Consider the following 21,847-nt stretch of genomic DNA (forward strand, 5'->3'; position numbering starts at 1 on the left):
TATGCTGGTTAATCTTTGCGACTATAAACAGAGCGTTACGCTGATTGCTAACAGCGGCGTACAGTTCCTCGATTTTGGCCTGACGCCGCAGGACACCGCCAGCAATGGGCGTTTCGTGCGTAAAACGGCAAATGGCCCGCTGCTGCGTCTGGATTTTGATCTGGTTAACGGTCGGTACACGCTGCCTGCCGCCGATGGCGGGCAACCGGAAGTGGTCAAGCCTGAAAGCACTATTCCGCTGCACGACTCTTTGACCGTGCTGGACGGCGTCTGGCTGCCGCTTCCTTTCCTGCGCTTTAATCCGCCGCGGACGTTTGTTGATGGCCCGGACAACTGGGCCCGCGTCCAGGTGCGAAAGCTTTCCACACCCGACGCGGCTGGCAACACGCACCGCGTCACCATCGCCCTCGACAGCCAGATTGCAGAACATGCAACGTCCGCGCTGTCGCCGATTGAAAACGATATCCTGAACGGGACGCGTTTCGCACTTGCCTGGCGCGACAATGAAGTTGAGAGCTTTCTCGACCAGACCTGGATTGACGGCTGGCTGCGCGAAGCCTTTACGCAGTTTGCCGACGGAGTTGAAAAACGATCTGAACGCGAGCTGCATCAGGCCATGCGTAGCTTTGAGTATCAGGCACACTGGCTCAACCTGCTATCTATGCTCGGTGAACAACTGACCGTGCCGGAAGTAAAGTTTGTTACCCACACCCTGAGCACCCCAGCCATTCCTGTCGATCTGATCCTTGACGTAGGCAACACCCACACCTGCGGCGTGATTATTGAAGATCATGGTGATGCCAATGACGGCCTGCGCCAGACGGCTGAACTCCAGGTGCGCTCTCTGAGCGAGCCGCAATTCCTGAATGAGCCGCTGTTTACCAGCCGTCTCGAATTTTCTGAAGCGCGCTTTGGCAAGCAACACTTCTCGGTGGAAAGCGGCCGTGAGGATGCGTTCGTCTGGCCATCTATTGTCCGCGTGGGTGATGAAGCGCGTAAGCTGGCGATGCAGCGTCTGGGCACTGAAGGCAACAGCGGGATCTCCAGCCCGCGTCGCTACCTGTGGGACGAAACGCCGGTCGCGCAGGACTGGCGCTTCAGCCAGATGAACAGCAAAACTCAACGCGAACCGCTGGCGACCGCGTTTCCGCTGATGAACCTGATGAACGACGACGGGGAACCGCTCTTTACGCTGCCGCAGGATGAGCGCCTGCCGGTCTTCTCTCCGCAGTACAGCCGCAGCACCCTGATGACGCACATGCTCTGTGAGCTGCTGGCGCAGGCGCTTGGCCAGATTAACAGCGTTGCCACGCGCCTGCGGCTCGGCTTCCCGGCCTCTCCACGCCAGCTGCGTACGCTGATCCTCACCCTGCCTTCGGCGATGCCGAAACAGGAGCGCGAGATCTTCCGTCGCCGCATGTTCGAAGCCATTGCCATCGTCTGGAAAGCGATGGGCTGGCATCCGCAGGATGAAGATTTTGCCAGCCGGAAGCAGCAGGAAAAAAGCGTGGTTCCGGTTCCTGAGATCCAGATGGAGTGGGACGAAGCCAGCTGCGGCCAACTGGTGTGGCTCTATAACGAAGCCATTTCCCACTTCGGCGGCCAGACCGAAGCGTTTTTCGCCTCCCTCGCCCGTCCGGATCGCGCGCCTGAGCCGGGCGTCGAGCCGGGGCGTGCGCTGCGCGTTGCCTCTATCGATATCGGCGGCGGCACGACGGATATGGCCATCACGCACTATCAGCTCGATGATGGCTCCGGTAATAACGTCAAAATTACCCCGCAGCTGCTGTTCCGCGAAGGGTTCAAGGTAGCCGGCGATGATACGCTGCTGGACGTGATCCAGCGCTACGTACTGCCCGCGCTGCAAACCCAGCTTCAGAAATCCGGCATAGCCGATGCCTCCCTGCTGATGGCATCCCTGTTCGGCGACTCCGGGCGGATTGATACCCAGGCAGTGTTGCGCCAGCAAACGGCGCTTCAGCTGTTTATGCCGATCGGTCACGCGATCCTGGCGGCGTGGGAATCGAGCGATATTGACGATCCGCTGGCCGGGCTGCACGCCACTTTTGGCGACCTGCTGACCCAAAAACCGACGCGTAACGTGATGAATTATCTCCAGCAGGCGATCGACCATGCGTTGCCTGCTGGCTCAGAGCACTTTGATCTGTTCAGCGTGCCGCTGCACGTCAATTTCCGGGAGATGCGTGACGCCATGCTGGCGGGGCAGTTCACGCTCGCCGCCCCGCTTCATGCGGTATGCGAAGCAATTTCTCACTACAGCTGCGATATTCTGCTGATCACGGGGCGGCCGGGCTGCCTGCCGGGCGTTCAGGCCCTGATTCGCCACCTGCAACCGGTGCCCGTCAATCGTATCGTCTGGCTGGATAAATACCAGGTTCATGAATGGTATCCGTTCAGCCAGCAGGGACGGATCGGCAACCCGAAATCCACCGCCGCCGTGGGGGCGATGCTCTGTAGCCTGGCGCTGGATCTTCGTCTGCCGCGCTTTAACTTCAAAGCGGCCGATATTGGCGCGTACTCTACGGTGCGTTATCTGGGGGTGCTGGATAACACGATCAATACCCTGCGGGACGAGAACGTCTGGTATCACGACATCGAGCTCGATAAACCCGGCGCGAAACTGGACGCCCGTCTGCACTTCCCGCTGCGCGGTAACGTTACGCTCGGCTTCCGGCAGCTGGCCAATGCCCGCTGGCCCGCCACGCCGCTTTACACCCTGAGCATCAACTCTGCCGAGCTGGCGAAAGCCATCGCGGGCGACGGCGTGCTGAACGTGCGCCTGAAGCTGCGTGGCGGCAACAGGCAGGAAGGCCCGGAATCGTTCGAGCTGAGCGACGCCTGGCTCCAGGACGGCACGCCCGTGCCGCCGGATGCCCTGACGTTTAAACTGAATACTCTGGCCGATCGCCGACACAGCGGCAGCCATTACTGGATCGACAGCGGGAGCGTATACCTCAAATGACCGGGACGACTGCCACCACCCAGGCCTTAATCGGGTGGATCAACGAGACGCGACAGCACGCCCCGATGCTGGATAACGACGCCGACGCCCTGCTTGCCCGCCTTAACGCAGCCCGCGCGCGCGAAGAGGCGCTCGATCGCGCCCTTGTCAGCCGGAGCAGCATTGGCTTATACGGCCACTCGCAGACGGCGAAAGCACACCTGCTGGCCTCCCTGTGCGGCAGCGGCGGCGAACGGCTGAACGTCACGCCGGGTCAACGCACGTTCGATTATTTCTCGCATATCAATCCGGGACATGCGCCAACCAACATGGCCGTTCGTTTCAGCAGGTCGTCCGGCGAGATTGCCGATGAGGCGTTTCCGCTGCGCCTGCGCCTGGTGACGGAGGCCGAGCTGGTGCAGCTGTTTATTGCGCGCACCACGTTGGATCCGCAGATCCGCGCGGTGGATAAGTCCGTGATTGAAGCCCGGCTTGAAAAATGGCGTGCGCTGCGTCAACCGCAGAGCGTGCCGGGAATGACCGAACAGGAAGTGGCGACTATTGCCCGTTTCTGGCAGAGCAGGTTCCCGGCTGCTAAGCAGCAGATTGACGATGCCCTGTGGCATCAGTTTGCCCTGCTGATCCCGTCGCTGGATCTCAGCACGCGCGCCAGCGTCTGGTCCCTGCTGTGGGGTGAGCAACAGGAGTTAACCCAGCAGTGGCTTAAACTCGCCCATGTGCTGCATCAAACCGGCCATGCCAGCGCGCTTGCCGCGCCGTTGAGTCTTCTGGTGGACAGCTTTGGCCTGCCGTGTAAAGGTTTCCTGACTCATGGGGCATTTACCGTACCAGAAGCGCAGGAAACCCTGCTTCACCCGATTAATAACGGCGAGCTGCTTAATGCCATTAGCCTGCCCGTCGATGTACTGGCATGTCTGACACGCGAACTGGTGCTGCCCGTTGAGAGCTGCGCCCTCGATAACGTCGATATTATTGATATTCCGGCCATTACTGAGGAAAACACGCCGCTGATGACGCAGGCAAAATGCCAGTGGTTGCTGGAGCATTATCGTCAGCAAATTCAGCCGGATGTGCTCGTTATCTGCAACGCAACAGCGCACCACCAGCAGACGGCAAAAACGGCCAGGCTCCTGCAAAACTGGGTCAAAGAGACGCAGCCGGTGGAAGAGTCCGCATTGCCGGGGCTGGTCTGGGCCATTACCCCTCATGATGCGCGGTTCACCACGAAGCAGAACCTTGACGAAGCGGTGCAGCAGTTGCTGGGCCAGCCGGGTCTGCGCTGGGGCACGCTCCAGGCGCTTGATTCCCACAGCATGCAGCGGGTGATCGAATGGCTGTCGCAGGCTACCCTGCCGGCCCAGCGCCAGAAGCGTCTTCAAACGTTGAAAAGCGTGTTGCAACAGTCGCTGTCGGCACTGATGCGCCCTTATATCGGCCCTCTTACCCGCGACACAATAGCTGAGCGGGCTCAGGCCGAAAAAATGGTTCGAACGCTGCAAGGCAGCGCCGCTCGTCACGGTGAACTGCTTGAAGGGCTTCTGCCGCCGTTAAAAGCGTTTGAGACGCTGCTGACGGTTCACCAGCCTCGTGAGGAACAGGTCAACGGCCTGTTTAACGACGTTATCGATCTGTTTACGGAAGAGGCGCAGGATAATCCTGGCGCGTTGCAGACCAAGGACAAGGCGCGAATGGCCCATAGCGTGTGGGTTAACCATCTTCGTCAGTGGAGTCGCAACGACGCGGCGGCTGCCCGGCTGGGCCTGGACACAGGCGTATTACAGCAGATTGCCGATGTGCTGATCGTCACCAGCTACCGGCTGAACCTGCCGCTGCAACTGCAACGTATTGTAGAAACAGATAAAAGCAGTGGCGCACAGCTGCATGCCGCGATAGGCAATTTCATTGGCTGGCTTGGATATGAACTGACTCCCGTCGCTGAACGGCCTGCAAGCCGGATCCGCAAAGGTCAGGCCATTTTTGTGACGCCGGTTGTGAGCAGCGCCTCACCCCGCCTCACCCGGTTGGGTGAGCAGCCTGTTCATGCGGCGACAGCTTACGTTTATGACTGGCTGGTTGCGCTCTACACCCGCGCCATTGAAAACGTGGATTATCAGTGTCCGTATGACGTTCAGCCTGCCGAGCGCAAAGCACTGTCTGCCCTGTTGTCTTAATCATTGCAGCCCGCTTAAGTGCGGGCTGCCCATTCATGCTCCGCTCAGAAAGTCAGAGAAAGCCTGAGCAAACGAGGAGGGATTTTCCCAGGACATTGAATGGCCCGCATCGGGGATAATTTTTACCGGAACGCCTTTTTGTTGCAGGCGATTAAAATCTTCATCAGGCAGAGACCTCTCACCAAAAATTAACCTTATCGGGCAGTTCAATGACAAGAACAGGTGTTCCCAGTCAGGTTTAATGCCCTCGACGAGGCTCGTTGCGCCGCGCCAGACGGCCCAGGGGGCATTGCTTTGAAGGCTTCCCGCCCACGCCGACGTTTCCGCCCGCAGCAGGTCATCATATCCCTGCTCAAGAAAATCTTGTTCGGTTTGGGCCGCAATAGATCGGCTGAACATCCCGCCACCTGCACGAAAATTGGGTTCAGACACGATCAGGCCCTTCACGCGCGACTTCAATAGCGTTGCCGTTTCGATCGCGATACTCCCGCCCATGCTATGACCATAAAGCCAGAGCCTATCCAGACCGAGATGGTTTAACAGTTCAACCACAACCTGTGCCTGTTCGCTTGTGCGATAACGGTAGTTGCCAGGTTTGTCACTGTAACCGCTACCGGGAAGATCGATCAGAATGGCTCTGCGCCCGCCGAAACGGGTATCACAGACAATACGAGGATATTCATACGACGATGCACAGCCCAACCCGTGGATAAACACAACCGGGTCACCGAATCCGGGAAGATCTTGCCAGCGAACGGTACAGCCTGCTTGCTGTGAATAGAAACTGTTCATAAGCACTCCATGCATGATGACTGTATATTTATACAGGCTCTATTTATGGAATGCTATGTCTGGATGATAATTCTGGAAGCGTGCTTCAGAAAAGTGAGATCAACAGGGCTACAGGAAAGCTCATCGGCCAGGTGGAGCCCACCAGGAATGCGCTCAACAAGCGAATACGTTTTCGATCTTTAGACAGGAACCAGGTGATTAAGGCACAGACAGAGGCCATGATTGCGTAAAACACCAACATCTTTTGATACAACGTCATTCTGTTTACCTGAGCCAAAAAATAACCGCACGCAATATGCGTCATATGTTGACACAGATCAAGTTTTTTCATTACATCATAACCACTTAAATACTAAGGATAATAACAACTGAGTATCTTGTGTAACAACGCCGGGTAAAGCAAAACGGTTATTATTGATAAGATGCATATAAAATGCACTTTTTGATAAATTCATTCCCTCAGAAAGCAGTCTAATAAGAGCAGGCTTTCATGGGAGGAAACATGCTACGCATTCCACAGAGTTGCATTCACACCCGTTCCACGCCTTTCTGGAACAAAGAAACGGCCCCCGCCGGCATTTTTAAACGCCACCTTGATACGGGTACGGGTCCGGGCGTTTACCCGCGCCTGTCGGTGATGCGCGGCGCAGTGCGTTATCTGGGCTATGCTGATGAATTTACGCCCGAGCCTGACAGCGAACTCGTTATTGAGGCGGGTCATTTCGGCGTTTTCCCGCCAGAGAGATGGCATCACATTGAGCTGATGACCGACGACACCCTGTTCAATATTGAATTCTTTGTTGAACCTGAGGTGCTTAAGTCCCTTTAAGCGCCCGATATCATGAAGGAAACTATTATGTTACGTATTCCTGAAAACTTTGTTCACACCCGCTCGACCCCGTTCTGGAATAAAGAGACCGCCCCAAAAGCGCTTTTTACCCATCACAACACCAAAGCTGGCGTGTACGGGCGTTTGTCCGTTATGCAGGGTGCGGTCCGTTACTTTGGCTTTGCCGATGGCGATGCCACCGAACCCGATCTGGAAGTGGTGATTGAGGCCGGTTCTTTTGGCATCTCCCCTCCGCAAAAATGGCACCGCATTGAGCTATTGACCGACGATACTTACTTTAATATCGACTTTTTCGCGGATCCTGCCGTCACGCTCAGCGGGGCGGGTATCGGTAAAGTGGTCAACACGCATAAGGATTAAGTTATGGGTAAGGCAACCTACACCGTGACCGTCACCAACAACAGCAACGGCGTGTCGGTAGATTATGAGACAGAGGCGCCTATGGAGCTGTTGATCCCGGATGTCGCGGCAGATGTCGTGAAGGATCTGGTGAATACCGTTCGCGCCTACGATACGGAAAATGAACACGACGTGTGTGGCTGGTAAGCACAATCGCCCGGCACTGTGCCGGGCATAAGGGTTTAGTGTTTGATCATCACATGTCGCACAACCGTGTAATCTTCCAGGCCGTAAACCGACATATCTTTGCCGTAACCGGATAACTTCATCCCGCCGTGGGGCATTTCACTCACCAGCATAAAATGGGTATTCACCCAGGTGCAGCCATACTGCAACCGTGCGCTGAGCCGATGTGCACGCCCGACGTCTTTTGTCCAGACGGACGAGGCCAGGCCATATTGCGAATCGTTGGCCCAGGCCAGCACCTGCGCTTCATCCTCAAACGCCGTCACGCTGACTACCGGACCAAACACTTCTCGCTGGACGATCGCATCTTCCTGCTTCGCCCCGGCCAGCAGCGTTGGCTGGAAGTAATATCCGCTCCCCTCTGCTTTACTGCCACCCGTGACGACGCGGATATGACCGAGGGCTTTGGCTTCATCCACGGCAGCACATACGCGGGAAAGATGCGCGGCGGAGCTGAGCGGACCAAGCTCCGTTGATGCATCGTCCGGGGCGCCCATTTTCAGGCTGGCAACGGCTGCGCCCAGCTTTTCAACCAGGGCGGGATAAATTCCTTCCTGGGCATAGATTCGACAGGCTGCGGTACAATCCTGACCGGCATTGTAGAAGCCAAACGTACGCACCCCCTCAACCACGGCATCCAAATCTGCATCGTCAAAGACAATGACCGGCGCTTTTCCACCCAACTCCATATGGGTACGTTTGATAGAGGATGCGGTATGACCAATAATATGCTCCCCGGTGGCGATAGAGCCGGTGAGGGAAACCATGCGCACTTTTTCGTGACCGGTCAGCGGATCCCCTACGGTCTTGCCGCGACCAAACAGCACGTTCAGCACGCCTGCCGGGAAGATATCTTTCGCCAGTTCTGCCAGCTTCAGCGCCGTCAACGGGGTAATTTCAGATGGCTTGATGACGACACAGTTTCCCGCTGCCAGCGCGGGGGCTAGCTTCCACGCCGCCATCATCAGAGGATAGTTCCAGGGCGCGATAGAGGCGACAACGCCAACCGGATCGCGGCGAATCATCGAGGTATGTCCTTCCAGATATTCTCCGGCAGCCAGCCCATTCAGGCAGCGGGCGGCCCCGGCAAAGAAACGAAACACATCAACCACGGCAGGAATTTCATCTCCCAGAGCACAATGGAGCGGCTTTCCGCAATTAAGGGATTCCAGCTGCGCGAACGCGTCGGCGTTGGCTTCAATCACGTCAGCCAGCTTTAACAGACAGTCGGCGCGCGTTTTCGGCGTCGTTTGTCCCCACTCTGTGAACGCACGATCGGCAGCCTGGACGGCGGCGTCCACCTGTGCAGCCGATGCTTCAGCAATCTCAAGCAGCACCTCACCCGTGGCAGGATTATAAACCGCCTGCTTCTCACCTTCGCCAGCCACCAGTTCACCATTAATCAGCAATTGATTTTGCATAGCACCGTCCTGTTAAAGTCGACATTATTTTCGCTGTCAGCACACGTTTTGTCGGCTCGATACGTGACAACGTCACGCTTTTAAGCCGTACTCCCTTATTAAAGGTAGACCGCGCGCCCTGCCGCTTCAGGAATTTTCATCAAGGTGTGACTGGCGGCAGCATCATTTCGCGAATTAGCGCCGCCAGCTGGACGACAGCCTGTTCCTCCCGCTCGCTCCAACCCCAGGAGGTATTGAAACGGAAAAACGGCGTCCAGATATCGGAGGTGGAAAACATCTTGCCGGGGGCAATGCTGATTTGATGGGTTAATGCCTTTTCACTCAACTGCCCCGCATCCAGCTGTTCAGGCAGCTCCAGCCATAAAAAGTAGCCGCTGTCGTTATGATGGATTTTGACGCCGGCAGGCATATGGCGCAGAAGCGATTGCCAGGCCTGCTGTTTACGTTCAGCAAGCGTACGCCGCAGGCGACGAAGGTGGGCGTCGTAACGTTTGGTCGCCAGATAATCCACCAGCGCCAGCTGCATGGGAGAGCTGGTCGATAACGTACTCATTAGCTGCAACTGCTGAATACGGCGCGCATGTTTTCCCGCCGCCACCCAGCCAATGCGAAAACCGGCCACCAGACACTTGGAAAATGAGGAGCAGTGCAACGTCATGTCCTGCTTATCCCAGGCTTTTGCCGGAAGCGGCTTTTCGCGGCCAAAATAGAGTTCGCTGTAAACATCGTCTTCGATCAGCGTGACGTTGTGCCGGGTTAACAAGGCCACCAGCTGGGCTTTCTTCTCTGCGCTCAGCGTAAAGCCGAGCGGGTTCTGACTGTTGGTCATCAGCCAGCAGGCTTTTACCGGATAGTCGTTTAACGCCTGCTCAAGGGCATTGAGATCGATACCTTCCCGCACGTCAGTGGCAATCGAAAGCGCTTTCAGCTTCAGACGTTCAAGCGCCTGGAGTGCGCCATAAAAACAGGGGTTTTCAACAATAACCCAGTCACCTGGTTCCGTGACGGCCTGTAAGCTGAGGTTGAGCGCTTCGAGCGCGCCCGCGGTGATCACAATTTCATCCGGGGAGATATTCATCCCTTGCTGAGCGTAGCGACGGGCAATGGCATGACGTAAGTCGACGTTACCCGGCGGCAAGTTTTCAATCACGCTCATGGCCGTGGCCGTTTTACTGACGTTAGCCAGCGAGCGGTTGAGTTGCTGAAGCGGAAAGAGGCGTGGATCGGGAAATGCTGAGGCAAAAGGGACAACGGAGGGGTCGCGGCTGGCCTGTAACACGTCGAAGATATAGGTGTTGATGTCTACCACTTCGTCGCGCATCACCTGCGCGGGCGGTGCAGGCTGGTGCGTGGTCGGGCGCGCGGCAACGTAGTAGCCCGACTGCGGTCTGGCAACAATGCGCCCCTGACTTTCCAGCATCTGATACGCGTGGCCCACGGTCATAAAGCTCATGCCGCTGCTTGCCACCTGCTCTCGCAGGGAAGGCAGCTTATCGCCCGGCAACCATACGCCAAGCTCAATCTGCGAGATTATTTGTTGCGCCAGACGCTGGTATTTTTTCATCAGATTCTCCTTATTGCTGACAGTGTATATCAGCAGGAGAAAAAGAGAAGATTGTGCTAACTGTTATGGGAAATGCGGTGGCTTACTTGCGGTATTCGGTAACGTGATTCTGAGCAGAATGCGCAGCGGCCAGGTGGTCGAGCGTGATCATCGGCGATTTGCAGAAAATGCATTTCGCGCCGAACGGGTTTTTATCAGACACGTCAAAAGCTGAGGTGCGGTACTGCGAGCCATGACAGCATGGGCAGCGGAAATGGATATAAGAAGTCATAGGATTCTCCTGTAAACGTAAAAACGTAAATTACTCATGAGCCGATCAGGCATAAATGGTTCGATACAAAACGAATCGGAATGTAGATAAAGACCCAAGAGAGGCTGCGGAGAGGCACAACGTGATGAGAACTGCTTTATAAAACTACGTCAGATATTTATTTGGATTCAAAACCAGAAATCCATTAACGCATGTTGCTGGTGACAAAGCAAGCTGTTTAATGCGTAAAAATCATAAAAAGAATTTTTTTATTCTTCCTGGTTAAGTATATCAGCTAGATAAAGTTAGCCATTTTCCTCAACTGTTATAGATAAATTATAGCTTTCTGCTTCTGATATCACATCTGGCCGCTCTTTATCATAACAGCACACCGTTTAACATTGAGGCAATGCATGTTTGGTCTAGATGCGTTTCATCTTGCGCGAATACAGTTCGCCTTTACCGTATCCTTTCATATTATATTTCCAGCAATCACCATCGGCCTGGCGAGCTATCTCGCCGTGCTGGAAGGGCTGTGGCTAAAAACCAAAAATCCCGTCTGGCGTTCGCTGTACCATTTCTGGTCGAAGATCTTCGCCGTTAACTTTGGTATGGGCGTGGTCTCCGGTCTGGTGATGGCTTATCAGTTTGGCACCAACTGGAGCGGGTTTTCGCAGTTCGCGGGCAGTATTACCGGCCCCCTGCTGACCTATGAAGTGCTCACCGCGTTCTTTCTGGAGGCAGGTTTCCTCGGGGTGATGTTATTTGGCTGGAATAAGGTCGGGCCGGGGCTGCACTTCTTTTCAACCTGCATGGTCGCGTTGGGAACCATCATTTCTACGTTCTGGATCCTCTCGTCAAACAGCTGGATGCAGACACCGCAAGGGTATGAAATCGTAAACGGTCAGGTGGTTCCTGTGGACTGGTTTGCCGTGGTGTTTAACCCCTCCTTCCCTTATCGCCTTCTGCACATGTCGATAGCGGCTTTCCTCAGTAGCGCGCTGTTTGTCGGTGCCTCTGCGGCGTGGCATTTGCTGCGCGGCAACAACACGCCCGCCATTCGCACCATGTTCTCCATGGCGTTGTGGATGACGTTGATCGTCGCCCCTGTCCAGGCGCTGGTGGGCGATATGCACGGGCTGAACACCTTAAAACACCAGCCCGCGAAAATAGCCGCTATAGAAGGCCACTGGGAGAACCCGCCGGGTGAACCCACGCCGCTGCTGCTGTTTGGCTGGCCGGATATGGAACAGGAACGGACCCGTTTTGGACTGGCGATACCCGCGTTGGGCAGCCTGATCCTGACCCACAGCCTTGATAAACAGGTTCCGGCATTGAAGGCGTTCCCGAAAGAAGATCGTCCGAACGCCACGATTGTTTTCTGGTCTTTCCGCATTATGGTCGGTTTAGGAATGTTGATGCTGCTTTTGGGCGTGGCGGCACTGTGGCTGCGTTACAGACACCGCCTCTATACCTCGCGTCCCTTCCTGTGGTTTGCCCTGCTGATGGGGCCGTCCGGGCTGATCGCCATCCTCGCCGGATGGGTAACTACGGAGGTTGGCCGCCAGCCCTGGGTCGTCTATGGGCTACAGCGCACAAAGGATGCGGTTTCCGCGCATGGCGATCTGCACATGAGCATCAGCTTGCTGGCTTTCTTCGTGGTTTATACCGCGGTGTTTGGCGTGGGCTACAGCTATATGGTGCGTCTGATTAAAAAAGGGCCGCAGCCCCATGGATCCTTCGCGACCGAATCCGACGGCCGCCCTGCTCGTCCGCTTTCTGCCGTCACCACTGAATGTAAGGAGTAACCGTAATGGGTATCGATCTTTCCATTATCTGGTTCGTTATTATCGTTTTCGCCACCCTGATGTATATCGTAATGGATGGTTTTGACCTGGGGATAGGTATCCTGTTTCCGGCAACGCCGGATGCAGACGATCGCGATGTGATGGTCAACAGCGTAGCTCCGGTCTGGGACGGAAACGAAACCTGGCTGGTGCTTGGCGGAGCGGCTCTGTTTGGTGCCTTTCCTCTTGCCTATGCGGTCATCATCGACGCGCTCACTATTCCCCTGACCATAATGCTGATCGGTCTTATATTTCGCGGAGTTGCCTTTGAATTTCGCTTCAAGGCGACTCCGGCGCACCGCCCGTTCTGGGATAAGGCCTTTATTGGCGGGTCGATTGTGGCGACGTTCAGCCAGGGCGTTACCGTCGGCGCGGTGATCCATGGATTCAGCGTCACCGGTCGCGCTTACAGCGGCGGTCCATTTGACTGGTTTACCGCATTTACTCTTTTTTGCGGTGCGGCCCTGGTGGTGGCTTACGCGCTGTTAGGATCAACGTGGCTGGTCATGAAAAGCGAAAATGCCCTGCAACGGCGGATGCGTCAGGTATCGAAGGTGCTCCTGCTCCTTCTTCTGGGGTGCATTGCAGTAATCAGTATCTGGACGCCTCTGGCGCAACCGGCCATTGCTGCACGCTGGTTTACGCTGCCGAACCTGTTTTATCTGCTGCCCGTCCCTGCGCTGGTTGTGATCCTGAGCTTGTGTCAGTGGCGCTGCCTGAATAATCCGGCGAGCCATACCCTGCCGTTTATCATGACCTTAGGACTGGTATTCCTTGGTTTTAGCGGGCTTGGGATCAGCATCTGGCCGCATATCATCCCACCGGACATTACCCTCTGGGAGGCCGCCGCCCCACCCCAAAGCCAGGGCTTTATGTTGGTGGGAGCACTGTTGATCATTCCCGTCATTCTGGTCTACACCTTCTGGAGTTATTACGTTTTTCGCGGAAAAGTACAGCATGGGGAGGGTTATCACTGATGCAACAACCTGTATGGAAACGTTTGATGTGGCTTGCCATCATCTGGGGCGGCAGCGTACTGGCGCTGGCCTGCGTCAGTATGCTCTTCAAAATGCTGATGGCAGCGGCTGGATTTAAATCTCATTAAGTATCTCACCGGGTGCGCCGCCGCCCGGTCCTTTCTCGCACTTTCAGATAAACCCCATTAACACCCAGGAGGGTATCGTTACACTGAAAAAATATTTACAGCATTGATAGTTTGAGAAGAAAAATGAAAAAGCTCGCGGCAGTAAGTTTAATCAGCCTCGCACTGGCTGGATGCGTTAACCCTGGCAAAGCCTCCGTTCAGACCGAACAGCTAGAGAACCACCGCTTCGTGCTGGAAAACGTTGATGGCAAAGCGGTGAAAGTCGGTAAAACGCAGCCTGAAATTCGCTTCAGTGCGCAGCCTAATATCAGCCTGATTAACAACATTGTCGTCTCCGGCACGATGTGCAACGGCTTCAACGGACAGGGGAAATTGTCCGAAGGAGAATTGACCGTCAAAACGCTGGCCATGACGCGGAAACTCTGCACCGAGCCGCAGCTTAATGCACTGGATCAGACCATCGCCGATATGCTAAGCAAAGGCGCACAGGTAGACCTGACCGAAGACCAGTTAACGCTGGCAACAGCCGATAAGTCATTAATGTTTAAGCGAGTAGAATAACTCAGTAGCTTCCGCACGACCCTACGGCAAGCGACTGCTCACTACAGCGTTTGCCGTTAGGCAATGCGCACATGCCGATGGCGGAGCCGTCGAGCTGGCGAGCAACGGAAAGTGACCCTCCAATCATTGCGCAGTTAGCTTGTCCAGAGCTGGACATAGCCGCTCTCATACCTGGCGTAACGTGTGCCGCTGTCGCCTGCTGTACAGGTTCATTGCTGCATGCCGACAACAGTAACGCGGCACATCCTACCCAAAATGCTGAACGCATACCTTTCTCCCCATAATTAAAGCGAAACCTAAGCATAATAGGCATCACGCGCCGCATCGTCGAGAGCGGATGTGCGTATTTATGCGCTCTGGTAACAATTTCTCGCAATTTTTTAACGCAACTAGCCATCCAGTCATTGATACAGCGCATACCGAGGACACAAAAGCGAAAATCGCAAACCCTGAGCTTTGCTAAAATACACAGATAATATTCAGGGTCTGTCGTCGTTTTACAGGCCCCTCTTTTTGCGCAATGTAAGGGTGTTGTCCTATGCAAACTATTGACGGCAATGGTGCAGTCGCGTCGGTTGCGTTTCGTACCAGCGAAGTTATCGCCATCTACCCAATTACTCCAAGCTCAACGATGGCTGAACAGGCAGACGCCTGGGCCGGGAATGGCCTAAAAAACGTCTGGGGCGACGTCCCGCGCGTCGTTGAGATGCAGTCCGAAGCCGGCGCCATTGCCACCGTGCACGGTGCGTTGCAGACCGGTGCCCTGTCGACTTCGTTTACGTCGTCACAGGGTCTTCTGCTGATGATCCCCACGCTTTACAAGCTGGCAGGACAGTTAACACCGTTTGTCCTGCACGTTGCCGCGCGCACCGTGGCCACTCACGCGCTCTCTATTTTTGGCGATCACTCGGACGTGATGGCCGTGCGTCAGACCGGCTGCGCCATGCTCTGCGCCGGTAGCGTGCAGGAGGCACAGGACTTCGCGCTGATATCGCATATTGCCACGCTGAAAAGCCGCGTGCCGTTTATTCATTTCTTCGATGGTTTCCGCACGTCACACGAGATCAATAAAATCGTTCCGCTGCCGGACGATACTATTCTGAACCTGCTGCCGCAGGCTGACATTGATGCTCATCGCGCGCGTGCCCTCAATCCGGAACACCCGGTGATTAGGGGAACGTCGGCAAACCCGGACACCTATTTCCAGTCCCGCGAGGCGACAAACCCGTGGTACAACGCGGTATACGATCATGTCGAACAGGCGATGGACGATTTTGCCGCTGCGACGGGTCGCGCGTATAAGCCGTTTGAATATTACGGCCATCCGCAGGCCGAGCGCGTGATCGTCCTGATGGGTTCAGCCATCGGCACCTGTGAAGAAGTGGTCGACGAATTGCTGACGCGTGGGGAAAAAGTGGGCGTCCTCAAAGTGCGCCTCTATCGTCCATTCTCAGCGAAACACCTGCTCGCAGCCCTGCCGGAAAGCGCGCGTGCCGTGGCGGTACTTGACCGCACCAAAGAGCCTGGCGCACAGGCTGAACCGCTCTATCTTGATGTGATGACGGCGCTGGCTGAGGCGTTCAATGCTTGCGAACGCGAAACGCTGCCGCGCGTCATTGGCGGGCGTTATGGTTTATCCTCCAAAGAGTTCGGGCCAGAATGCGTCCTGGCCGTATTCACTGAACTGCGCGAGGCAAAACCGAAACCGCGCTTTACGGTCGGCATTTATGATGACGTGACTAACCTTTCTCTCCCGCTGCCGGAAAACACCCTGCCCTCGAATGCGAAACTGGAAGCGCTGTTCTACGGCCTGGGCAGCGACGGCAGCGTCTCGGCGACCAAAAACAACATCAAAATTATCGGTAACTCCACGCCGTGGTATGCGCAAGGGTATTTCGTCTATGACTCCAAAAAAGCAGGCGGATTGACCGTCTCCCACCTGCGCGTTAGCGAAAACCCAATCCGCTCGGCTTACCTTATTTCGCAGGCAGATTTTGTTGGCTGTCACCAGCTCCAGTTCATTGATAAATACCAGATGGCCGAGCGCCTGAAGCCCGGCGGTATTTTCCTGATCAACACCCCGTACAGCGCTGATGAGGTCTGGGCGCGCCTGCCCCAGGAAGTCCAGGCAGTGCTTAACCAGAAACAGGCGCGCCTGTATGTCATTAACGCCGCGAAGATTGCCCGCGAGTGCGGCCTGGCAGCGCGTATCAATACGGTCATGCAGATGGCGTTCTTCCACCTGACCAACATTCTGCCGGGCGACAGCGCATTTATGGAACTTCAGGGAGCGATTGCCAAAAGCTACAGCAGCAAAGGTCAGGAGCTGGTTGAACGCAACTGGCAGGCGCTGGCGCTGGCCCGCGAGTCGCTGTTCGAAGTGCCGTTGCAGCCGGTCAATGCCGGCAGCCCGAACCGACCGCCAGTGGTGTCTGACGCCGCACCGGATTTTGTCAAAACCGTAACGGCGGCGATGCTTGCCGGACTGGGCGACACCCTGCCCGTCTCTGCGCTTCCGCCTGACGGCACTTGGCCGATGGGCACGACCCGCTGGGAAAAACGCAATATTGCCGAAGCGATCCCCATCTGGAAAGAAGAGCTGTGCACCCAGTGCAACCACTGCGTGGCGGCCTGTCCGCACTCGGCCATTCGCGCCAAGGTGGTATCGCCGGAAGCGATGGCTGACGCGCCGGAGAGCCTGCACTCGCTGGATGTAAAATCCCGCGATATGCGTGGCCAGAAATATGTTCTTCAGGTGGCGCCAGAAGACTGCACCGGCTGTAACCTGTGCGTTGAGGTGTGCCCGGCGAAAGATCGTCAGGATCCGACAATCAAAGCCATCAATATGATGTCGCGTCTGGAGCATGTTGAAGAAGAGAAAGTGAATTATGATTTCTTCCTCGACCTGCCTGAAATCGACCGCAACAAGCTGGAACGCATTGACATTCGTACCTCACAGCTCATTACGCCGCTTTTCGAGTACTCCGGGGCGTGTTCTGGCTGCGGTGAAACGCCATACATTAAACTGCTTACCCAGCTTTACGGTGACCGAATGCTGATTGCCAACGCGACTGGCTGCTCGTCAATCTATGGCGGTAACCTGCCGTCCACGCCGTATACCACCGACGCGAACGGCCGCGGTCCGGCGTGGGCAAACTCGCTTTTCGAGGATAACGCAGAATTTGGACTGGGCTTCCGTCTGACGGTCGACCAGCACCGTGCCCGCGTAATGCGTCTGCTGGAAGAGTTTGCCGATAAAATCCCGGCAGAGCTGAATGACGCGCTGCATGCGGAGGCCACGCCTGACGTTCGTCGCGCGCAGGTTGCTGAACTGCGCAATGCGCTTCAGGGTATTGAAGGGGCTGAACAACTGCTGACCGATGCCGACGCGCTGGTAGAAAAATCGATCTGGCTGATCGGCGGTGACGGATGGGCCTACGATATTGGATTCGGTGGACTCGATCACGTGCTGAGCCTGACCGAAAACGTCAATATTCTGGTTCTTGATACCCAGTGCTATTCCAACACCGGTGGACAGGCCTCGAAAGCGACGCCGTTGGGGGCGGTCACGAAATTTGGTGAGCATGGCAAACGCAAGGCGCGTAAGGATCTCGGCGTCAGCATGATGATGTATGGCCATGTCTACGTCGCGCAGATTTCGCTGGGCGCACAGCTCAACCAGACGGTGAAAGCCATTCAGGAAGCGGAAGCTTATCCTGGCCCGTCGCTGATCATCGCCTACAGCCCGTGCGAGGAACATGGCTACGATCTGGCGCTTAGCCACGACCAGATGCGTCAGCTTACCGCAACCGGATTCTGGCCGCTGTACCGCTTCGATCCGCGCCGTGCCGATGAAGGGAAATTGCCGCTGGCGCTGGATTCGCGTCCACCGTCAGACGCCCTCGCCGAGACCCTGCTTCAGGAGCAACGTTTCCGCAGGCTGAACGCTCAGCAGCCAGAAGTAGCAGAGCAGCTCTGGAAGGATGCGGCAGCGGATCTTCAGAAGCGGTATGATTTCCTGGCACAACTGGCGGGGAAAGCGGAAAAATCCACCAGCGAATAACCTTTATGCCCGGCTTGTCCGGGCATTTTTTTGCCATAAAAAAAGCCCGATGCATGCGCACCGGGCGAATCCAAAGATCGGTGAAAATTGTCTCAATCTTCTGAACAGTATTCACGGTAATTATGGATGAAAAAATCTTAAAGGCATATAACGCCGTGAAGATTACCTTGTTTACCCCGTAATTAATAATTTTTATTTTGTATCTGTCGCTGTAATTTATTCACGGCATCAATCATCATTTCAGTCGCATTATTTGTTTGAGATTTTACTTAACCCGTAACAATTATAATTTATTCATCCGCCATCAGAGTGATTTAGCATGGGACAGCTTTCCAGTCCGGAAAGTTCACGAAGTAATAAAAAAATAACCGCAAAGGAATAATCCAAATGCAAAGAAAAGTACTGGCACTGATGATCCCCGCTTTGTTAATGGCTGGAACCACTCACGCAGCTGAAATTTATAATAAAGACGGCAATAAACTGGATCTGTATGGCAAAGTCGATGGTCTGCATTATTTCTCTGACGACGCGTCGAAAGATGGCGACCAAACCTATATGCGTCTGGGTTTTAAAGGTGAAACCCAAATCAACGACATGATGACCGGCTACGCGCAGTGGGAATACAACATTCAGGCAAACAACACCGAAGGTTCTGACAATCAGTCATGGACGCGTCTGGCCTTCGCGGGTGTGAAGGTGGGCGACTATGGCTCCTTCGATTACGGCCGTAACTATGGCGTACTGTACGACGTAGAAGGCTGGACCGATATGCTGCCTGAATTTGGTGGCGATTCTTATACTTATGCCGACAACTTTATGACCGGTCGTGCCAATGGCGTTGCGACCTACCGTAACACCGACTTCTTTGGTCTGGTGCAGGGCCTGAACGTTGCGGTGCAGTATCAGGGTAATAATGAAGATGCCAGCAACAATCAGGAAGGCACCAACAATGGTCGCGATGTGCGTCATGAAAACGGTGATGGTTACGGTATCTCCGCCACCTATGATTTCGGCATGGGCTTCAGTGCGGGCGCCGCATACGCCTCTTCTGACCGTACCAACGATCAGGTAAATTACACCACTGCGGGCGGCGACACTGCGGATGCATGGACCGCAGGTCTGAAATACGATGCCAACAATATCTACCTGGCGGCAATGTATTCCGAAACCCGTAATATGACGCCGTACGGTGACAATGCGGATGCGGTAGCAAATAAAACGCAGAACGTAGAAGTCACTGCGCAATATCAGTTTGACTTTGGCCTGCGTCCGGCTATTTCGTATTTACAATCCAAAGGCAAAGATCTGGGCAATGGCCAGGACGATAAAGACCTGGTGAAATATGCTGACGTAGGTGCTACCTACTATTTCAACAAAAATATGTCCACCTATGTTGATTATAAAATCAACCTGCTGGATGAAGATGACTCATTCTACAAAAACAACGGCATTGGTACAGATGACGTTGTCGCATTGGGCCTGGTTTATCAGTTCTAATGGTATCAGCCCGCAGAAATCTGCGGGCTAACGTTTAATGATGTTTCGAGGCTTCTTTACGGAATGAGAGGTAACCAACCACCCCGCTGTCACCATCCATGGGATGATTTACCCCATCCATCACCACCACTTCCGGGAAGTCGAATGGCGTGACATTTTCGAGGCAGGCGACATTGACACCGTATTCGTTGGGATTGGAGCGTCGTTGATGGAACGTGTAAATACCGCAGACCGAGCAGAAGAAATGGCGCGCAGTGCCGGTGTTGAAGCGGTACTCAGTGAGCCTGTCTTCCCCCTGTATCACCTTAATGCCCGTCAACGGCGCAGATACGACTACCGCCCCACGCATACGACAAAATGAGCAGCTACAGCGGCGTGCGGTATTCAGGCCGTCTGTCAGCTCAACGGTAAACTGTACCGCCCCACAATGGCACTGTGCTTGCCGAATTTCAGCCATCGCTTAAACCCCTTTTCTCACTAACTCAGCTGCTTTTAAAAAGACTTCATCTTCGACACCATCCCCCTTCTGCCTGCCGAGCCTGACCAGCTCATCGATAATACTTTGGCGGTTGATGATCTTCTGTGATGAAACCAGCCCAATAACGGCGGCACCAATCGCCAGCCCAACTAATCCTGTCTGTTCGTCTTTATTCTTCATGGTATCGTAGATAATGGAAAGCTAAGAGGTGCTGTACATTTTGTTAAAACCGCCTTCGTGAAGGCGGCTTGTCATCACTCTGGATCTTTATCGCCCGATTCAGGCGCTGAGCCAGGATCGTCTTTGGACTTACTTCCATCCTTTTCCGGATTATCCGGGATGGGGTTAAAATCAGGATGGTCACCATTAACTGGTCGGTCAGTCATTTTCACCTCCGTTTTATTACTGCGTAAGCTTTAAGTGTAGACAACCCATTCGCCTTGTGGGACTCAATTGTAAAACGTGCTGGCATTCGTCGCTGCAATCCGTACCATACACGGCACACTTTCGCATGCTGGTTTTTACCGGCAGCCGCAAACCCGTCTTTTATTGCTAACCAGATGGGGCACGATAATGCGCAGATGGTGTATGAAATCTATGCTACATGCAGAGAAGAGATGAACAGCGAACAGGTGGAAAAGCGGGATACGAAGCTGACGCTTTGAAATCGTTTTCCTCGCCTTGTGCCCCATTTGAGATCTGAGTAACAAATAAATGCAAGAAAATCAAGAAATTAACAAGAAAGAACAGTACAACCTGAATAAACTGCAAAAGCGACTGCGCCGCAACGTGGGCGAAGCCATTGCAGACTTCAACATGATTGAAGAAGGCGATCGCATCATGGTCTGCCTGTCGGGCGGTAAAGACAGCTATACCATGCTGGAGATCCTGCGTAATCTTCAGCAAAGCGCACCGGTGAATTTTTCCCTGGTCGCGGTTAACCTCGATCAGAAACAGCCGGGCTTCCCGGAGCATATTCTCCCCGAGTATCTGGAGAACCTGGGCGTTGAGTACAAAATCGTAGAAGAGAATACCTACGGAATCGTTAAAGAGAAGATCCCAGAAGGCAAAACAACCTGCTCGCTCTGCTCACGTTTGCGTCGCGGCATTTTGTACCGCACCGCAACAGAACTGGGTGCTACAAAAATTGCGCTTGGTCATCACCGGGACGACATTCTGCAAACGCTGTTTCTGAACATGTTCTACGGCGGAAAAATGAAGGGCATGCCGCCGAAGCTGATGAGCGATGACGGCAAACACATTGTGATCCGCCCACTCGCCTACTGCCGCGAGAAAGACATTGAGCGTTTCTCTCAGGCTAAAGCCTTCCCTATCATTCCATGCAATCTGTGTGGCTCACAGCCGAACCTGCAACGTCAGGTCGTTGGCGACATGCTTCGTGACTGGGATAAACGCTATCCGGGCCGTATCGAAACCATGTTTAGCGCGATGCAGAACGTGGTGCCTTCGCACCTGGCCGACGTTGAGCTGTTCGATTTTAAAGGCATTAACCACGGTTCAGAAGTAGTGAATGGCGGGGATCTGGCCTTTGACCGCGAAGACATCCCGATGCAGCCTGCCGGCTGGCAGCCGGAGGAAGAAGAGGCACAGTTCGATGAACTGCGCCTGAACGTGGTGGAAGTGAAATAACCTGACAGCGTCTCAGACACTGCTTCTGAG

At 54.8% G+C, this 21,847-nt stretch carries 21 protein-coding genes and 1 pseudogene; 13 read left to right on the forward strand and 9 right to left on the reverse strand.

All coding sequences use genetic code 11. From position 1 onward, the window contains the following. Position 1 precedes the first annotated feature (1 nt). Entirely contained in the window at positions 2-2,983 is a 2,982-nt protein-coding gene (locus tag DBR02_RS21755; protein WP_107535432.1) for a virulence factor SrfB, read from the forward strand. Continuing rightward, positions 2,980-5,154 carry a virulence factor SrfC family protein gene (locus DBR02_RS21760; protein ID WP_107535433.1) on the forward strand — a complete coding sequence of 725 codons (2,175 nt, stop codon included), beginning with the start codon at positions 2,980-2,982 and terminating at the stop codon, positions 5,152-5,154. Before DBR02_RS21755 ends, DBR02_RS21760 begins: the two co-directional genes overlap by 4 nt. A gap of 33 nt (positions 5,155-5,187) precedes the next feature. On the opposite strand, the gene DBR02_RS21765 is transcribed toward DBR02_RS21760, so the two are convergent. Together DBR02_RS21765 and DBR02_RS21770 are read right to left on the reverse strand one after the other, a co-directional pair. Then, complete coding sequence (locus tag DBR02_RS21765; RefSeq protein ID WP_107535434.1) at positions 5,188-5,946, reverse strand: alpha/beta fold hydrolase; 759 nt, start codon at positions 5,944-5,946, stop codon at positions 5,188-5,190. An 85-nt stretch (positions 5,947-6,031) separates the two neighbouring features. Then, the gene (locus tag DBR02_RS21770; protein WP_032670341.1) at positions 6,032-6,205 is read right to left on the reverse strand and encodes a GhoT/OrtT family toxin; all 174 of its coding nucleotides are present in this window, start codon (positions 6,203-6,205) and stop codon (positions 6,032-6,034) included. A 243-nt stretch (positions 6,206-6,448) separates the two neighbouring features. Between DBR02_RS21770 and DBR02_RS21775 the strand changes: the two genes are divergently transcribed. Genes DBR02_RS21775 through DBR02_RS21785 form a run of 3 tightly spaced genes read left to right on the forward strand, consistent with a single transcriptional unit; the run spans position 6,449 to position 7,342 of the window. Further along, positions 6,449-6,775 (forward strand): DUF1971 domain-containing protein, encoded by a 327-nt coding sequence (locus tag DBR02_RS21775; protein WP_107535435.1) that lies wholly within the window; start codon positions 6,449-6,451, stop codon positions 6,773-6,775. 27 nt (positions 6,776-6,802) lie between these two features. Then, the gene (locus tag DBR02_RS21780) at positions 6,803-7,156 is read left to right on the forward strand and encodes a DUF1971 domain-containing protein (protein ID WP_107535436.1); all 354 of its coding nucleotides are present in this window, start codon (positions 6,803-6,805) and stop codon (positions 7,154-7,156) included. A gap of 3 nt (positions 7,157-7,159) precedes the next feature. After that, a complete protein-coding gene (locus DBR02_RS21785) occupies positions 7,160-7,342 on the forward strand; it encodes a DUF1869 domain-containing protein (protein ID WP_063449914.1) in 183 nt (60 codons plus the stop codon). Between the two features lie 35 nt (positions 7,343-7,377). On the opposite strand, the gene patD is transcribed toward DBR02_RS21785, so the two are convergent. From patD to ymcF, 3 genes are all read right to left on the reverse strand, one after another. Then, positions 7,378-8,802 carry an aminobutyraldehyde dehydrogenase gene (gene patD / locus DBR02_RS21790; RefSeq protein WP_107535437.1) on the reverse strand — a complete coding sequence of 475 codons (1,425 nt, stop codon included), beginning with the start codon at positions 8,800-8,802 and terminating at the stop codon, positions 7,378-7,380. Between the two features lie 139 nt (positions 8,803-8,941). After that, positions 8,942-10,366, reverse strand: a complete 1,425-nt coding sequence (locus tag DBR02_RS21795) for an aminotransferase-like domain-containing protein (protein WP_107535438.1) — start codon at positions 10,364-10,366, stop codon at positions 8,942-8,944. An 82-nt stretch (positions 10,367-10,448) separates the two neighbouring features. Then, a complete protein-coding gene (gene ymcF, locus DBR02_RS21800; protein ID WP_063866623.1) occupies positions 10,449-10,637 on the reverse strand; it encodes a cold shock small protein YmcF in 189 nt (62 codons plus the stop codon). Between the two features lie 392 nt (positions 10,638-11,029). On the opposite strand from ymcF, the gene DBR02_RS21805 reads away from it, so the two are divergent. The 4 genes from DBR02_RS21805 (at position 11,030) to hslJ (ending at position 14,129) form a co-directional block, all read left to right on the forward strand. Continuing rightward, positions 11,030-12,424 (forward strand): cytochrome ubiquinol oxidase subunit I, encoded by a 1,395-nt coding sequence (locus DBR02_RS21805; RefSeq protein ID WP_107535439.1) that lies wholly within the window; start codon positions 11,030-11,032, stop codon positions 12,422-12,424. Between the two features lie 5 nt (positions 12,425-12,429). Next, positions 12,430-13,440, forward strand: a complete 1,011-nt coding sequence (gene cydB / locus DBR02_RS21810) for a cytochrome d ubiquinol oxidase subunit II (protein WP_107535440.1) — start codon at positions 12,430-12,432, stop codon at positions 13,438-13,440. Further along, a complete protein-coding gene (locus DBR02_RS21815; protein WP_017693358.1) occupies positions 13,440-13,568 on the forward strand; it encodes a DUF2474 domain-containing protein in 129 nt (42 codons plus the stop codon). Before cydB ends, DBR02_RS21815 begins: the two co-directional genes overlap by 1 nt. A gap of 123 nt (positions 13,569-13,691) precedes the next feature. Then, positions 13,692-14,129, forward strand: a complete 438-nt coding sequence (gene hslJ, locus DBR02_RS21820; RefSeq protein ID WP_102751091.1) for a heat shock protein HslJ — start codon at positions 13,692-13,694, stop codon at positions 14,127-14,129. 1 nt (position 14,130) lies between these two features. On the opposite strand, the gene DBR02_RS21825 is transcribed toward hslJ, so the two are convergent. Then, positions 14,131-14,397, reverse strand: coding sequence for a putative hemolysin (locus DBR02_RS21825; protein ID WP_003856935.1), 267 nt, complete (start codon positions 14,395-14,397; stop codon positions 14,131-14,133). A 270-nt stretch (positions 14,398-14,667) separates the two neighbouring features. On the opposite strand from DBR02_RS21825, the gene nifJ reads away from it, so the two are divergent. Both nifJ and ompC read left to right on the forward strand, forming a co-directional pair. After that, the gene (nifJ, locus tag DBR02_RS21830; protein WP_107535441.1) at positions 14,668-18,192 is read left to right on the forward strand and encodes a pyruvate:ferredoxin (flavodoxin) oxidoreductase; all 3,525 of its coding nucleotides are present in this window, start codon (positions 14,668-14,670) and stop codon (positions 18,190-18,192) included. A 387-nt stretch (positions 18,193-18,579) separates the two neighbouring features. Beyond that, complete coding sequence (ompC, locus tag DBR02_RS21835; RefSeq protein ID WP_107535442.1) at positions 18,580-19,689, forward strand: porin OmpC; 1,110 nt, start codon at positions 18,580-18,582, stop codon at positions 19,687-19,689. Between the two features lie 34 nt (positions 19,690-19,723). Here ompC and DBR02_RS21840 read toward each other — a convergent pair whose 3' ends face one another. From DBR02_RS21840 to DBR02_RS27125, 3 genes are all read right to left on the reverse strand, one after another. Beyond that, the gene (locus DBR02_RS21840; protein WP_107535443.1) at positions 19,724-20,146 is read right to left on the reverse strand and encodes a GFA family protein; all 423 of its coding nucleotides are present in this window, start codon (positions 20,144-20,146) and stop codon (positions 19,724-19,726) included. Between the two features lie 3 nt (positions 20,147-20,149). Continuing rightward, entirely contained in the window at positions 20,150-20,347 is a 198-nt protein-coding gene (locus tag DBR02_RS21845) for a hypothetical protein (protein WP_107535444.1), read from the reverse strand. Positions 20,348-20,421: 74 nt separating this feature from the next. After that, positions 20,422-20,553 carry a hypothetical protein gene (locus DBR02_RS27125; RefSeq protein WP_255507681.1) on the reverse strand — a complete coding sequence of 44 codons (132 nt, stop codon included), beginning with the start codon at positions 20,551-20,553 and terminating at the stop codon, positions 20,422-20,424. A gap of 33 nt (positions 20,554-20,586) precedes the next feature. On the opposite strand from DBR02_RS27125, the pseudogene DBR02_RS21850 reads away from it, so the two are divergent. Further along, a pseudogene (locus tag DBR02_RS21850) lies at positions 20,587-20,832 on the forward strand (tyrosine-type recombinase/integrase); the annotation flags it as partial. A 49-nt stretch (positions 20,833-20,881) separates the two neighbouring features. Then, positions 20,882-21,817 carry a tRNA 2-thiocytidine(32) synthetase TtcA gene (gene ttcA, locus DBR02_RS21855; RefSeq protein ID WP_107535446.1) on the forward strand — a complete coding sequence of 312 codons (936 nt, stop codon included), beginning with the start codon at positions 20,882-20,884 and terminating at the stop codon, positions 21,815-21,817. Positions 21,818-21,847 lie beyond the last annotated feature (30 nt).

Origin of the sequence: Enterobacter cloacae complex sp. (assembly GCF_900322725.1) — a bacterium.
In the GTDB taxonomy this organism is placed as follows: Bacteria; Pseudomonadota; Gammaproteobacteria; order Enterobacterales; family Enterobacteriaceae; genus Enterobacter; species Enterobacter quasihormaechei.